Annotated in this window: 13 protein-coding genes and 2 pseudogenes; 5 read left to right on the top strand and 10 right to left on the bottom strand. The window is 51.1% G+C overall.

The features are described 5' to 3' along the window. Nucleotides 1-156 precede the first annotated feature (156 nt). Nucleotides 157-1743 (bottom strand): hypothetical protein, encoded by a 1587-nt coding sequence (locus A9B99_RS23835; protein ID WP_064597439.1) that lies wholly within the window; start codon nt 1741-1743, stop codon nt 157-159. A gap of 475 nt (nt 1744-2218) precedes the next feature. Between A9B99_RS23835 and A9B99_RS11010 the strand changes: the two genes are divergently transcribed. Genes A9B99_RS11010 through A9B99_RS10990 form a run of 5 tightly spaced genes read left to right on the top strand, consistent with a single transcriptional unit; the run spans nt 2219 to nt 8275 of the window. Further along, a complete protein-coding gene (locus A9B99_RS11010) occupies nt 2219-3046 on the top strand; it encodes an oligogalacturonate-specific porin KdgM family protein (RefSeq protein WP_064597438.1) in 828 nt (275 codons plus the stop codon). Nucleotides 3047-3072: 26 nt separating this feature from the next. Continuing rightward, nucleotides 3073-3822, top strand: a complete 750-nt coding sequence (locus A9B99_RS11005) for an oligogalacturonate-specific porin KdgM family protein (RefSeq protein ID WP_064597436.1) — start codon at nt 3073-3075, stop codon at nt 3820-3822. Nucleotides 3823-3866: 44 nt separating this feature from the next. Then, entirely contained in the window at nt 3867-5456 is a 1590-nt protein-coding gene (locus A9B99_RS11000; protein WP_064597434.1) for an SGNH/GDSL hydrolase family protein, read from the top strand. A gap of 19 nt (nt 5457-5475) precedes the next feature. Beyond that, the gene (locus tag A9B99_RS10995) at nt 5476-6561 is read left to right on the top strand and encodes a pectinesterase family protein (protein ID WP_064597432.1); all 1086 of its coding nucleotides are present in this window, start codon (nt 5476-5478) and stop codon (nt 6559-6561) included. Nucleotides 6562-6571: 10 nt separating this feature from the next. Next, complete coding sequence (locus A9B99_RS10990; RefSeq protein WP_064597430.1) at nt 6572-8275, top strand: pectate lyase; 1704 nt, start codon at nt 6572-6574, stop codon at nt 8273-8275. A 230-nt stretch (nt 8276-8505) separates the two neighbouring features. Here the strand turns inward: A9B99_RS10990 and A9B99_RS10985 are convergent, their stop codons facing one another. The 9 genes and pseudogenes from A9B99_RS10985 to A9B99_RS10950 form a co-directional block, all read right to left on the bottom strand. After that, nucleotides 8506-8814: a hypothetical protein gene (locus A9B99_RS10985; RefSeq protein ID WP_156519042.1), complete on the bottom strand. Its 309-nt coding sequence runs from the start codon at nt 8812-8814 to the stop codon at nt 8506-8508. A gap of 13 nt (nt 8815-8827) precedes the next feature. Next, nucleotides 8828-9031 (bottom strand): annotated as a pseudogene (locus A9B99_RS10980) (type VI secretion system tube protein Hcp); the annotation flags it as partial. 1 nt (nt 9032) lies between these two features. Beyond that, nucleotides 9033-9308: a hypothetical protein gene (locus A9B99_RS10975; RefSeq protein WP_064597426.1), complete on the bottom strand. Its 276-nt coding sequence runs from the start codon at nt 9306-9308 to the stop codon at nt 9033-9035. Then, nucleotides 9280-9456 (bottom strand): annotated as a pseudogene (locus A9B99_RS24190) (DUF2778 domain-containing protein); the annotation flags it as partial. The pseudogene A9B99_RS24190 and the gene A9B99_RS10975, both read right to left, overlap by 29 nt. Nucleotides 9457-9939: 483 nt before the next feature. Further along, nucleotides 9940-10749 (bottom strand): C40 family peptidase, encoded by an 810-nt coding sequence (locus tag A9B99_RS10970; protein WP_064598026.1) that lies wholly within the window; start codon nt 10747-10749, stop codon nt 9940-9942. A 34-nt stretch (nt 10750-10783) separates the two neighbouring features. Then, on the bottom strand, nt 10784-11683 hold the full coding sequence (gene lafU, locus A9B99_RS10965; RefSeq protein WP_064597424.1) for a putative lateral flagellar export/assembly protein LafU: 900 nt from the start codon (nt 11681-11683) through the stop codon (nt 10784-10786). Then, nucleotides 11680-12546 carry a flagellar motor stator protein MotA gene (motA, locus tag A9B99_RS10960; protein ID WP_064597422.1) on the bottom strand — a complete coding sequence of 289 codons (867 nt, stop codon included), beginning with the start codon at nt 12544-12546 and terminating at the stop codon, nt 11680-11682. The genes lafU and motA overlap by 4 nt, the downstream gene beginning before the upstream one ends. Next, on the bottom strand, nt 12525-13262 hold the full coding sequence (locus A9B99_RS10955; protein ID WP_064597420.1) for a FliA/WhiG family RNA polymerase sigma factor: 738 nt from the start codon (nt 13260-13262) through the stop codon (nt 12525-12527). Before A9B99_RS10955 ends, motA begins: the two co-directional genes overlap by 22 nt. Nucleotides 13263-13276: 14 nt before the next feature. After that, nucleotides 13277-13747: a flagellar basal body-associated FliL family protein gene (locus tag A9B99_RS10950; RefSeq protein WP_064597419.1), complete on the bottom strand. Its 471-nt coding sequence runs from the start codon at nt 13745-13747 to the stop codon at nt 13277-13279. Nucleotides 13748-13752: the final 5 nt, after the last annotated feature.

Here is a 13752-nt window from a genome sequence, read left to right as displayed (position 1 = left end):
CTAAAAGGATATAACGCAGGAACAGACAGAATACAAACTCACTTTTATCCGGGCTTTACCTGCCCCGGATACTTACCTCAACACCCGTATCAGAGCGTATGCTGGCTGGCACACAAACCGGGTACCCGTTGCCCGTCAGAGAAACCGCACAAAATGTTATGCGGTGGATAATGTGGCCAGTTGCTCACTAATACGCAGACGCAGTTCATCGTCTGGCTCAACACGTAATAAATGCTCCAGCCGCCAGCGCGTATCGTCGGGTAATGACCAGGCTTCAAGCACTTGCAGAGCGACACTGCGGTTATGAATCAATGGGCTGTATAGCCCTGCATCCACCAGTGACCAGCCCACCCCCGGGAAACGTTGCAACCCATATAAGATGCCATCCAGTACATGGTGATCATGCCAGCCCGTGCCAATCCCCACCTCAAGAGAAGGGCCGCTGGCTATCTGCGCCAGGTTCAATTGCTGTTCTGCCAGCGCCTGAACCATGCTGGCCCGCTCTCTGGCGTGAGTTTGCAGCAGCGTATACCAGTGGCTTTCATTCGGAAAACGGCTCTGGCGTTCATAAACTTTGGGCCAGGGGTCTTCTCCCCGGCACTGGCTTGCCTGTACTGCCAGATAAAAGCGTGACCAGTCCGGCTGGTCAAATTCTTCGCTAATGCACTCTGCCCAGCCGGGGTTAGCCAGTACATCTACGGCCAGATGGCGTAAATCCAGCCAGCGTGGCGCGTTGTCGGTATCTTCTTCTGCCTGGCGTGCGGCCCAGTTGGCAATAGCACTGGCACACAGATAATAGTGTAAATCGGCAGGCGGCAGAGTGTGTATTCGCTGTAACCAGCGGGTACACAGCAGGTCGTTGTCGTCATAATTACGCATATCACGGGCGGGGCCGCCAGCAATCAGAGCCTGAATAATGCCCGCCGCACCCAATAGCAGTGCTTCGTCCTGTTCTTCCTGCAATGCCCGGGGTAAATCTCCACCACTGGCACAATGCCAGGCGGTGTATTCATTCATGACGGTATTGCTATAACCTTCGCGCAGCAGCCAGTGGCGAATCTCATCGGGAAGTGGAGTGGGTAAGCGCTCAATCAGATGAATGCGCCCCCATCCTTCAGCCTGTTGCGCCAGTGTAAACCAGACCTGTGCGTATTCTTCCTGGCTTAACATGGCGCGTAATGCGACGACAGCATAGAGCGTAAACTCATCATGCGCGCCCAGCGTGGTCAGGATTGATACACTCCGCTCGCCGGGGAAAAACATCAACAAAGCCATGGCGACTTTCACCACATTGCGGTCTGGTGCTTCTGTTGCCAGCCACTCAGCAAGCCAGCGCAGGCGTTCAGCGGCAATGGTTCGCGTGTTAGCGATTTCTTGCAACAGGGCATCGATATAGCTCAGTGGATAACCTTCGTTCAGCAAACGATACAGTCCCTGCATTGCCGTTTCGTCGGATGGCACAGCCAGTACGGCCTGGAGTGCATGAATACTCTGGGCGACTTTCTGGCGTACATCGTCGGGTTGCCCGGTATGCCACGCCAGGGTGCCATCCAGCGCCCCGGGTGCCCAGCGCAAGCTCTCATCTTCAGCAGGCGGCTCATCGGGCAAGGCCATCTCTTCGTGGTGCTGGCTACATTGCCAGGTCGCCATCCAGTGGTAAATCGCTTCCCGCTCCGGGGCCCAGCTCTTCATAAACCGGGGCGGTTTGTTCTTGCCTGTCAGTTTATCGAACCAGGTACGCATGGTGCCTCCTTGGTGGACCGGGTAGTTGGCATACAGTTAAGTATATATCGGCATTTTTTGGTACTTCCTCAGTCTTTGCTACCGGAAATGATGACTGAAGGTAAATATTCATTTCATGGCACATTGTCATTAAAAGAACCCGGAATAAAAACAACCCCGGCCGTTATTTAATGTTGAGCACCGTCACAAATGCAAAAACAAAAGTGAAATATTGTGATTTTTAAATTAAAACGTCGTTTCTTTTGATGCATCATGTGCAGGTCAAAAATCGTAAAGAGGTTTCTGAAAACCTGACTAATCACCCGTAGTCAAAATAACAAAACCTCGCTGCTTTCCGGCTCAGGTGCCGGGCGAGTTTATTATTAGCTGTGCCATTCACTGAGCACAGCATGAGTCATATAACTATAAAAACACCTCTGGGATTTATGATATTCCTGGTGCGTAAGCACCCTTTCCGACAATAAAAGAGGATGTCATGAAAGGTTGTATCATAAATAAACTCACAATCGGTATTCTGGTTGGTTGTATTCCCTGTTCATTACTGGCTGCAGATGGCAGAACAACTTTCCAGTATGAACATAAATTCAAAACAACAGACAGGCGTCACCATGATACGTTGAAACTTATCCATAAAACACCCGAACTATGGCATTTCGAAATTAAGTTTGGCACCTCTGCGGGCAGTAGCCGCAATTATGATGTCGCCTATGATGATATGCAGGGTGGCTCTGGCGGCATTGTTCTTCAGAAAGACATTAAGCTGTTAGAACGTAAAGCCACACTGACACCTTCAATGGAGTTTGCCTTTGGTAATACCTCGCTGACTTATCAACCAGGAGCCAAACTAAGTTATTCTATTAACAAGGAATGGTCAGTCTATGGGCGTTATCGTTATGAATTGAAAAAACTCACGCGTGATTACCGCTACAGCACCATAAGCCAGTCCGATAAATACGGGCATGCTGGTGAAGTCTACCGTTCCCGCTCAGATACTGGCCGTCACCGCCTGGATGGTGGTATCAGTTATTCGGGGATTCCTCATCTGCAACTGAGTTATGTGTATAACTACTTTATTGGCGATAACATTAATGATTCATGGAGTTATAAAAACGGTGTATTCACTGCCAATAAGTATGCTGTTTATAACGGTAAGAAGACTGATACCGAGCATCAGTTCAAAATCGCAGTAAGGTATTTCAAACAGTTTCGTCCCTATATTGAAGTCGATGACGTTACAGTTTCTGGTAACTCTAAGTCACGCCAGCAGCAATACAAAATCGGGTTTAATTATTTATTCGACTGAGTTTATTCATATATAGGGAATTAATAATGAAAAAAATCATTACTCTGGGGCTGTCCGGCCTGTTTTTTTTACCGTCTGTCACTTCAGCAGCGGAAACATACTTTTTTTATGAGCACAGTTATGCAACTGAAAACCGGATTCACAGTGACAACTTTGGCCTGTTGCATGAGCAAGGAGATGCCTGGTTTAAAATAAAAATCGATTTCTATGGGAAAAATAAAGATACCGCGTTTGATGAAGTGGTTTCTAATTCCTATTCATTCTTCTCTGGTTACCATTTCCATTTAAATAATCAACTAACACTCAGCCCCAGTTTGCAGGCCCGCTTTTATTCCGGGGGAACCAGCGGTGAAGGAACGCCAGGTGAGATGGGCGACAGCCAGACAGCCGGAGCCCGCTACACTCCGGGGCTGATGCTGGCCTGGCAAGCGGCAGAACCGTTGTCGTTATACACCCAATACCGTTACGACTACCGCAAACTTGCGCGTGGCCGGGCCGGGAAAGGGGAGCAACTCAACCGCCATCGTCACCGCTACGAAGTAGGTGCCCGGTATCAACTGTTGGAAAACCTGGCGCTACGTTACAAGGCCTACTGGCACAAAGCTGATTATGTCCTGACAGATAACAAAAAGCATGATTATCAACAAGATATATATATTGACTGGCAAGTAAACCCTGCATGGCAATTGAATGTGGGTGCCCAGGATGTGGCGAAAAGCGCTCAGGAAGGCGGGCGCGAGGCACTCCTGAAAACCGGCGTTACTTACACCTTCTAACTCACCAGCGGGTGTTCGCACCCGCTTTGAACAGGAAATAGAGTATGAAAGCGCGTCAATTTTTACTCTGTGCCGGGCTATGCGGGCCGGCATTATCAGCCACCGCAGCACCGGTACTGGAAGGGATGGTGATAGCTGAACAGCCTTTTCGCGCGGTCACCGTCACTGTCACTGACAGCTACGGGCTGCAACGTACTGCTGTCACGGATAATGAAGGCCGCTATCAACTGGATGCTCAGGGGTTAAGCGCCCCTTTACGTCTTTCCGCTATTAACACTCATCCCTGGGAAGGGGTCACCAGCCAGGATTGCCTGCATAATGACCAGCCACGGGCGCGCTGCATGGCGTCATTGCTCCCTGTGCTGGATGCCAGCCGAACCAATATCGCCAATATCACACCGTTTACTGACCGCATGGTGTCGGAAATTGCCACGGCTACCGGGTATATCGGGCCGCAACAATGGATCATGGCTAAAGGTATTGCCCTCGACACAGCACAACTGGCAGCCCCTTTAGCGCGTTTTCAGGCCGGAATGCATGATGCCCTGGTGCAGGTGGGGTTGGTACCGCAGCATATAAATCCCGTCACTTTGCCAATGCAACCGGGCGATGGGATGAGCCAGATTCTGGCCGTTATCAACCATAACCGCGGTTATGACAATAACAGTGGTGAAGCCGCAGGCACTATCCTCACAGATATCAGTTTCCGCCCGCTGGTGGGCCTGCAAAATGCCGGGCCATATGAACCCTTTGATTATGCGCGTGCTGTAAAAGAGAGAGTGGCCATTCTGGCGGCGAAAACCCGGGTAATGATTGTCAGTGATTCAACGGCCGCAACCTATGAAGTCAGCCGCCTGCCGCGCATGGGCTGGGGCCAGGTTTTTGAGCAACAATTTGCGCCAGATAGCGGCGTGGTAGTGCTCAATGGCGCCCGTGCCGGGCGTTCCAGCCGGGATTTTTATAATGAAGGTTGGTACCAACAAATGGCGCGTTTTATGCGCGCTGGCGACTATGTGCTGATTGCTCACGGGCATAACGACCAGAACTGTAACAGCGGCAAACCACTGCGTGGCGCAGCCGATGTCAAAAACCTGTGTACCTACCCCAATAACAACAAAGGGGAACGCCAGTTCCCGGAAGGGCATCCGGAGATGTCCTACCAAACCTCTCTTGAGCGTTATATCACACTGGCGCGGGCTCAGGGCGCACACCCTGTACTGCTTACCCCAACCGCCAGAGTCAAAAACGCCCGGGGGAAAACGGCTTTTGTAAACGGCGATGCCCAACCAGTAGTCAGCAGCCATCACACCCCGGCAAAACCGGGCTACCTGTTCAGTGGCGACTATATTGCCAGTGTGCGTAAAACCGCGGCAGATAACGCAGTGCCTTTGCTTGATCTGGAAGCGGCGACACTCGCCCTGGCTAACCAGCACCCACAGGACTGGCAGACTTACTGGCTGGCGGTTGATCCTGCCCGTTACCCCTGGTACCAGACACAAACCAGCGGCACGCTGGCAAACCCTGACACGACCCACTTTCAGCAAAAAGGCGCAGAAACCATTGCTGCCCTGGTCGCCGGGTTGATTCGGGAAAACCCGCAATTGAAATCTCTCGCTACGCAATTACAACCCTGAGAATGGAGGAACTGAGCTTATGACACGTTCATTTTTGCCTGCCACCTGCTTCGCGATGGCAATGATGGCGAGTGGGATGGTTCATGCCAGCCCCTGGGACGCCATTGTGTCTTCCACACCAGGTAGCAACCATTACCATTCTCTCCAGGCGGCGCTTCAGGCTGCGCCAGAGCAGGGTAAACCCTGGCGTATTTTAATTCAGAATGGTGTCTGGCATGAGCGTCTGGTGATCACTAAACCCGTCACGTTAGTGGGCGAATCCCGGGAGAACACGATTATTGAAGCCAACACGCCAGCAGGTGCTCTGGATGCCGCGGGTAAAAAACTGGGAACGTTCCGCACCAGTACTGTTGAGGTGGCGGCTTCGGGTGTAACACTGGAAAACCTGACAGTGCGCAACAGCTTTGATTTCCCGGCAAACAGTGCGTTACCGGCAGACGATCCCAACAAGCTGAAAGACACCCAGGCTGTAGCATTAATGGTTGGCAAGAATATTGACAAGGCGCGGTTTCGCAAAGTGCGCCTGGAAGGTTACCAGGACACGTTCTACAGCAAGAATGGCAGCCGCAGCTATTTTACTGACTGCGAAATTAGCGGCCATGTGGACTTTATTTTTGGCGGCGGTATTGCGGTGTTTGACCGCTGTACCATTATTGCCCGCAATCGTAGTGATATCGCCCCGCCGCTGGGGTATATCACGGCACCCAGCACCCCGGATGACAAACCTTACGGGCTTATTTTCATGCACAGCCATCTGACGAAAGAGCCAGGAGTACCCGCCGGAAGCTTTGCTCTTGGTCGCCCGTGGCACCCCACAACGACTTTTGCAGATGGCCGCTACGCAGATCCCCATGCCATTGGCACAGCCGTCTTTATACAGTGCCAAATAGATGACCATATCTATGGCTGGGACAAAATGTCCGGCAAAGATAAACAGGGTGAACAGGTCTGGTTTTATCCTGAGGACAGCCGTTTTTACGAAATGAACAATACAGGCCCCGGAGCCGGGCGTGGGGGCGAACATTATCAATTAGCGCCGGAGCTGGCCTCACATTATCAACTACACGCTATTTTCTCTGGCTGGGATGCAGCCCTTTTTGACTAAGGATATCGCAATGAAAAAACAGTCTTTGGCTGCATTATGTTGTGCCAGCCTGGTCGCGGTTCAGGTACAGGCTGCTTCGCGCATTGATGTGGTAAAACAGTATGCCGATACGGTGCTGGATAAAGCGGCCGATCACTACCATGGTGATACGCCTTCTCCTCTGCTGGCGGATGGTGTAGCCCCGCGAACCGGCCAGCAGCTGGAATGGGTTTTCCCTGATGGCCGCCATGCTGTGCTATCCAATTTTTCAGCCCAGCAAAACTTTATGCGGGTACTGGTGGGGTTAACGCAGCTCACCGGCGACCCACGCTATGCTGAGCGGGCGCAAACCCTGGTGCGTTACTATTTTGATCATTACCAGGATAAAAGTGGTTTGCTTTTCTGGGGCGGGCACCGTTTTGTAGACTTAAAAACCTTGCAACCCGAAGGGCCGAGCGAGAAAGAGTTGGTGCATGAACTCAAGAATGCCTATCCCTTTTATTCGTTGATGTTTCAGGTAGATAAACCCGCAACAGTTCGGTTTATTCATGCTTTCTGGAATGCCCATGTATACGACTGGAAAGCCCTGGAGACCAGCCGTCACGGTGAATACGGTAAACCAATGGGAAAATTATGGCGCAATGATTTCACCCAGCAACCGCCATTTTTCGCCACTAAAGGGCTCAGTTTTTTAAATGCGGGCAATGACCTTATCTATTCTGCTTCATTGCTTGCCAAATATAACCACGAGCCCGAAGCGCTGACCTGGGCGCTGCGCCTGGCACAGCAATATGTACTACCGCGCGATAAGCAAACCGGCCTTGGGGTTTACCAGTTTACCCAGGCGTTAAAGCGGGCGGAAACCACCGATGACAGTGACACTCATTCCAAATATGGCGACCGCGCTCAGCGCCAGTTTGGCCCGGAGTTTGGGCCGGATGCCCTGGAAGGCAATATGCTGCTTAAAGGGCGAACCAGTACCCTTTATTCTGAAAATGCCCTGATGCAACTGCAACTGGCAGCGGACCTGGGGGCGGAAGGCGATACACTAAAAACATGGACAGTGGACGGGCTGAAAGCCTTTGCCAAATACGCGTATGACGCCCGCGACAATACATTCCGGCCGATGCTGGCTAATGGCACAGATTTGTCGGGTTATACACTCCCGCGGGATGGCTATTATGGCAAAAAAGGCACAGTACTGACGCCCTACCCGGCAGGCAGTGAGTTTCTCCTTTCTTACGCACGCGCTTATGCCATTGCGCCAGACCCGGAATTGTGGGCTGTCGCACGGGGCATTGCCCTGGCAAGAGGCCTGGGCGATATTGGCGTGGTGTCGGGGAAAGCGAAATTAGACCTGAATACCCGTAATCGTGAACCATACGCAATTTTTGCTCTGATTGATTTGTGGCGTGCCACCCAGGATAAACAATACCTGGCAGTGGCTGAAAAGGTCGCAGACAACATTATTGCCCATAACCTGCATCATGGCTTCTTTATGAATAGCCCGGATATGCAGTATGCCAGCATCGACAGTATCGACCCTTACGCCATTCTGGCGCTGGAAGCCGCGCGGCAGAATAAACCCGACGCTGTTGCGCCATTTATTAACGGTGCCGGGTTTACTGAAGGTGCTTACCGGATGCCTGATGGCAGTGCCCGTGTTTCAACCCGGGATGATGAGTTGTTACGGCTGAAAGTCGGTGAGCAATTGCAACCGAACGGGAAAAAGTAACCGTAACAACGGTGATGATATCCCCGGGTAACGTCAGGCTGGTGATTCCTGGCGTTACTCTTTATCACACGGAATGTGGTGATGGGCGTGAGCGGGTTGCTCACGCTTTTTTTCTGTTTATAACAGGACTGATTCTTTGATAACCCGGCGCGCTCCCAGGTATTTTACTTTCCAGAAGTATTATTTAATTCGCTGATACAAGGCGTTTGCGATGCGGGGTAATTTACGGCTCAGGAGCGGATTAAAGGCAGATATCCAGATAGACGGAAGGTTAACCAGGATGCCAGCATGGCCGTTGGCAGGCTGATAAGAAAAGCGATTAACTCCCATGCATCGTAATAACCTTCAATGCTTTGCCTAAAATTAAGCGAGCCTTGCACCCAATCGATCCACGTTTCTGGAATCATCGCTTCTACTACGCCTGAAAAAATGAAGCTGGCGAAGAAGAAAGCAATCAGCACAAGAATGGCGCGACAGATATACCTGATTACAGCCAATAACTTCGAGGTGGAATTCATCTTACGCAGTCGGACGCTCATTCCATGCATCGGTGTACATGATATTGCCGTCAACAATCCGCATGGATGAGTGCTGGCGGGTACCGGTTATTTTGCCGTTAGCATTGTCTGCCGGGAGGTTTATGCCGTGGCTCAGGCCGATGATCTCAATACTGCCTTCACGGTCTTGCACGCCCACGGAGCCTTTAATATCTGCGCCGCCGTCGTCTTTAAGCCACATATATGGAGGGATTGGCATTTCACTTTTTCCTTATTTTGGTTATTAACTTCATTGTTACGATGTAGATGACAGTCGTAATTGAAATGACAGTGAGAAAATCAATGTAAAACATGAGATCCCAGAAATTATCTGCTCCGATATCTCCAGGGCCATAAATGGCCCTCCCAAGCTGATGAACAAAATTGATGCTAACCCAATTTTCGGGAGGGCCTAAAGTTCGCCCTACAGCGATTGATGACGCTATGAAAAAGACTGTTTTTGCCGCTCTACGGGCAAGTGTTTGTAAAACCGCCATCAACAACCTCTATCCATCCGCGAGCCATTAGGAACCGCATACATGGCACCTGTATGAGAGGGGTATTCATAAGGGCGTTGTGTATCATGGCAAAATCAGACTCATGAACGATTGTTATACACCCTTCAAAAACTCGGCCGGGGTGCAACCAGCTCCTTCGTGCCAGCCTGTCTGCTCGTAATGCAGCCTGAAATTGATGAGTAAAGAGCTATATTAGTAGCGAAATTTAGCTTAAGAACTGTGCGCTTAATCAATGCAATTAGCAGGTTAGGATTTTTCACGGTGATTTATTTATCAATTGTTGAGGATGGCGCTGTGTACGGGATGATTGAAATCATTAATCTAATGCTTGTCTAACATATTTCCTTATTGTTGTTTTTAAGGGTTGTTAGCCTTTCAGGAAAGGAAACCATCAGTACGGATAACTCATGGGCGTGAGCGGGTTGCTCACGCTTCAGATTGATGAAAAAGAAGGAAAAAACGTGGTTTTTCCTTCTTTTTAGTTAGCAGCCGAAAATCAATAAATTGATTTTCCTTGTTTTTTTATTGGGTGACATCCTCTCGTTCTGTGCGGACATAAGGTTTGTCATCAGACTCGGGCGTGAGCAGGTTGCTCACGCTTTTTTTCTGTTTATAACAGGACTGATTCTTTGATAACCCGGCGCGCTCCCAGGTATTTTGCTTTCCAGAAGTCATTATTTAATTCGCTGATACGAATATTCTTCCCGGTGCGGGGCGCTTCAATAAACTGCCCGTCCCCCAGGTAAACCCCCACATGGTCTGCCGCATTGGGCGTTTTGATACTAAAAAATACCAAATCGCCTTTACGCAGTTGCTGGCGGTGAACCGGGTTGAGCTGCCGGTCCTGATACATGGCGTTTGCAGTGCGGGGTAATTTACGGTTCAGGAGCGGATTAAAGGCGTACCATACCAGGCCACTGCAATCAAAACCACTTTCTGGTGAGTGGCCGCCCCAGACATAAGGCTTTCCCAGTTGTGCTTTCAGGCGGTTCACAACATGGTGAATGGTGTGCTGCTCGCGCAATGTGTGTGTCTGCCCCCCGGTGGACCAGCGTGAGTCTTCGGGGGATTGGGCCGCACTATGTTGTCCGGGCAACCAGTTGGCATACATCGCCAGTAATTCCCGGTTTTTCGCCCGCTCAACGGGTTGATTCGCGGCATGTTGCTGCCGCTGGCCGGGTGTTGGTGGTACTGCACTGGGCCGGGACTGGCGCTTTGCCAGTAATTTGTCCCGGTTACGCATGCGCGCCCGCACGGCGTCACCGGCCTGGCCCACGCTGTTCGTCGCAGTGCTACGAGTATTGTGCAGTTTACGCCGCTCTTCATTACCTGTCGCCATTGCATCCAGTGGCAGGAACAGCAGGCAGGTCAGTAATAATGATGCCGGTACGGGCAGGTGTTTTGTGACGCTCCTTGTCATAAACAGCATTCTCTCCTTTCTACTGAAAGCCGGGTTATTCAGAGACCTGGCTGATTTTATCAATAATGGGGCGCACAACGTTTTTCCCGTGGTGGCCGAAAAACTGGTACAGCGCTTCGCTCGCTGAATGTGTCAGTACCATAATTTCAATGCGCCGGTTCGCGGCATGGTGCGGGTCTTCGGGGTGAAACAACATTTGGTCGGCCATGCCACTGACCTGCACAATGCGCTGTTCGTCCAGCCCGGCATCGGTCAGTACCCGTCGCGCCTGTAACGCCCGGTCACCAGAGAGGTTCCAGTTGTTATAGCGCTGCTGGTCACGATACCGGGTGGCATCGGTATGGCCGGTTATCATGATTTTGTGCTCAATGGTGTTCAGTGCAGGGGCAAATTCGCTTAACAACCGCTGGAAGAAGGGTGCCAGAATTGCGCTGCTGCGCTGGAACATTTCCCGCTGCTGGTCATCGGTTATCAGAATACGTAACCCCTGGGGTACGATTTCAATATGCAGGTTAGACTGGGCATTATACGCCGAGGTGATTTGCGCAATTAAACGCGCCAGCTCCTCAATTTCCCGCTGTGAACGTGCTTCCCGCGCCTGAGGCGTTTCTGGCTCCAGAGCAGGTGCTGTAGTAGCCTGCGCCACTGGCAACGGGTTTCCGCCAGGGTCGAACAGCGGCAGTGTATCGCTGCCTGCCGGTGTTTCACGGGAAGAAAAAATATCGAACAGCGTATCGGTATAAAACATAGCAACTATCTCATGACGCTCTTCTTCGGTAGATGCCCCCATAATCCACAACACCATAAAAAGTGCCATCATGGCCAGGGTAAAATCGGCAAAGGCAACTTTCCACGCACCACCATGGTGACTCGCATGGCTGCGTCGGGCGCTACGCTTTATGATTGTGGTACTGTGGCCATTGTGCTTTTTCATCCGGCGTCATCCTGCATTGCATTAACCCAGCCATCCAGCGTTGCGAAGGTGGGTTTGGCGTCCATGGGCAACATTTTTCGCCCGGCATCCACCGCCAGTAAGGTGGGTTTCCCGGCCACATGGTTGACCAGCACGGTACGGACGCACTCTAAAATAGACAGCTGTTTTTTCGTGCGTTGCTCCATCGCATTCGCCAGTGGATCCATCAGGCAGTAACAGAAGAACACGCCAAGAAAAGTCCCCACCAGAGCGGCGGCCACTTTCACGCCAATTATCGCAATGGAACCGTCAATGGACTGCATGGTGATAATAATCCCCAGAACAGCGGCACAAATACCAAAACCCGGCATAGCTTCAGCAGTGCGGTGCAACGACCGTGATGGCAACAGCAGGTTTTCTTCCATTGCGCCCAGCTCCTGTTCGAGCAGGCCCTCCAGTTCATGTTCGTTGATTTTTCCCATTGCCATCAGGCGAAAGTTGTCGGAAATAAATGTGACCAGCGCTTTGTCACGCATAATGCGTGGGTATTTCTGAAATAACGCGCTATTTTCTGGCACTTCAATATGTTCATCCAGCGTCTTCAGGCCACCTTCCTGTACCAGTTCCAGCAGCTCGAAGAGCAGCATGAGTAACTGGCGCTGGTATTCATCTGTGTATTCATTTTTACGCAGTACACCACGAAACTGGCGGTACATTTCCTGCAGAACTGAGCGCGGGTTGGCAAGCATTGTCGCGCCAAAACCAGCCCCTAAAATAATAATGATTTCACCGGGTTGCCAGAACGCGGCCATCCTGCCGCCAGACATCAGGAATCCCCCGACAACACAAACCATAATGACGATTAAGCCGATAAATTTTTGCATGTCTGTTTCTCAAAAAAATGTTGGATCTTCCAGGCAAGTTTTTTGTTTATCTGACAAACCCGTGCTTCTGTCAGGTTGAGCGTCAGCGCGATTTCTTTCAGGCTCATCTCTTGCTGGTAATAGAGGGTGAGAATAAGTTGTTCGCGTGGTTCCAGGCTGCTCAGTGCATGGCGCAGCAGGTCGGCAATCTCGATTTCATCGTCCAGTTTCCGTGAGGAAAAGGTATTTCCCAGCACTGCGTGATGGGTTGATGAAGACAACAGTTCATCCAGGCTTTGCAGCGTTTTAGCGCATTCCAGTTGCTGGTATTCCATGTAGTCATCAGCAGAAATATTGAGGCGTTCACAAATTTCCTCTGCCCGCGGTTCATAACCCAGTTTGCTGACTAAACGGCTGATAGCATCACTGAGCTGGTGGTTTTTTTGGCGTAGCCGCCGGGAGCGCCAGTCCTGTTGGCGCAATTCATCCAGAATCGCGCCACGAATGCGCTGGGAGGCATAACCGGGAAATTGCTCATCGGGTACGCCATAACGACGCAGTGAAGCGAGCAGCCCCATCAACGCAATTTGTTCCATATCGTCTTTATCGATAATCCCACTGGCCTGCCAGCTGATCTGTTTCACAATTTTATGCACCAGGGGTAGCCAGTCATTGAGGTATTGCGCTTCCTGAGCGGGGGTGAGAGCCGCTTCAGTAAATCCATTTGTTGTGTTCATGCGGTAGTCCTTATTCACTGGAACACCATTTTGCTGATGATGACATCCTCAAAAGGCTTGCTGGTGTTGAGTTGCTGAAGTTGCTCGTCGTAACGCGCGGTGAGTTGCTGCGTGAGCGTTTCTACTGGCATGGCCCGTACATCCAGATAAGGCAGACCATTAAGCAGGCCAACAGCCGCGCCACGTAGCGCGGGCAGTAACGCCTGGGTACGCCGGGCATCCTCCGGGTTCGAGGTGACCAGTGCCTGTTCCAGTAACAAATAACGCGGTTCACCATGAATCCCTTTCAGGGTGATAATCAGGTTGGTTATCTCAATAAATTCAACGGTATCAGCTGTACGGGCGCGGCGGGCATCGCCAGTAGTCTGTTCGTTCCTGTCAGGCCGGTTTTCCATATGCTGTAACCCGAACAGAGTGAGTGCGGCGCTGCCCACGGCAACACACAGGGCTAATATCACCGCACCTAAAATGACTTTGAGTTTCATAACGC

The sequence above is a fragment of the Mangrovibacter phragmitis genome (assembly GCF_001655675.1).
GTDB classification, from domain to species: Bacteria; Pseudomonadota; Gammaproteobacteria; order Enterobacterales; family Enterobacteriaceae; genus Mangrovibacter; species Mangrovibacter phragmitis.
The sequence above is the reverse complement of the archived record's forward strand: the minus strand, read 5'-3'. Positions and strand labels throughout refer to the sequence as shown.

What these genes read in the sequence shown, in the direction of transcription:
- A9B99_RS11005 (WP_064597436.1), top strand. Translation starts at nt 3,073, where the DNA reads ATGAAAAAAATCATTACTCTGGGGCTGTCCGGCCTGTTTTTTTTACCG.
- A9B99_RS10955 (WP_064597420.1), bottom strand. Translation starts at nt 13,262, where the DNA reads ATGAACACAACAAATGGATTTACTGAAGCGGCTCTCACCCCCGCTCAG.
- A9B99_RS10995 (WP_064597432.1), top strand. Translation starts at nt 5,476, where the DNA reads ATGACACGTTCATTTTTGCCTGCCACCTGCTTCGCGATGGCAATGATG.
- A9B99_RS11010 (WP_064597438.1), top strand. Translation starts at nt 2,219, where the DNA reads ATGAAAGGTTGTATCATAAATAAACTCACAATCGGTATTCTGGTTGGT.
- A9B99_RS10990 (WP_064597430.1), top strand. Translation starts at nt 6,572, where the DNA reads ATGAAAAAACAGTCTTTGGCTGCATTATGTTGTGCCAGCCTGGTCGCG.
- motA (WP_064597422.1), bottom strand. Translation starts at nt 12,546, where the DNA reads ATGCAAAAATTTATCGGCTTAATCGTCATTATGGTTTGTGTTGTCGGG.
- lafU (WP_064597424.1), bottom strand. Translation starts at nt 11,683, where the DNA reads ATGAAAAAGCACAATGGCCACAGTACCACAATCATAAAGCGTAGCGCC.
- A9B99_RS10950 (WP_064597419.1), bottom strand. Translation starts at nt 13,747, where the DNA reads ATGAAACTCAAAGTCATTTTAGGTGCGGTGATATTAGCCCTGTGTGTT.
- A9B99_RS10975 (WP_064597426.1), bottom strand. Translation starts at nt 9,308, where the DNA reads ATGGCGGTTTTACAAACACTTGCCCGTAGAGCGGCAAAAACAGTCTTT.
- A9B99_RS10985 (WP_156519042.1), bottom strand. Translation starts at nt 8,814, where the DNA reads ATGAGCGTCCGACTGCGTAAGATGAATTCCACCTCGAAGTTATTGGCT.
- A9B99_RS10970 (WP_064598026.1), bottom strand. Translation starts at nt 10,749, where the DNA reads ATGACAAGGAGCGTCACAAAACACCTGCCCGTACCGGCATCATTATTA.
- A9B99_RS11000 (WP_064597434.1), top strand. Translation starts at nt 3,867, where the DNA reads ATGAAAGCGCGTCAATTTTTACTCTGTGCCGGGCTATGCGGGCCGGCA.
- A9B99_RS23835 (WP_064597439.1), bottom strand. Translation starts at nt 1,743, where the DNA reads ATGCGTACCTGGTTCGATAAACTGACAGGCAAGAACAAACCGCCCCGG.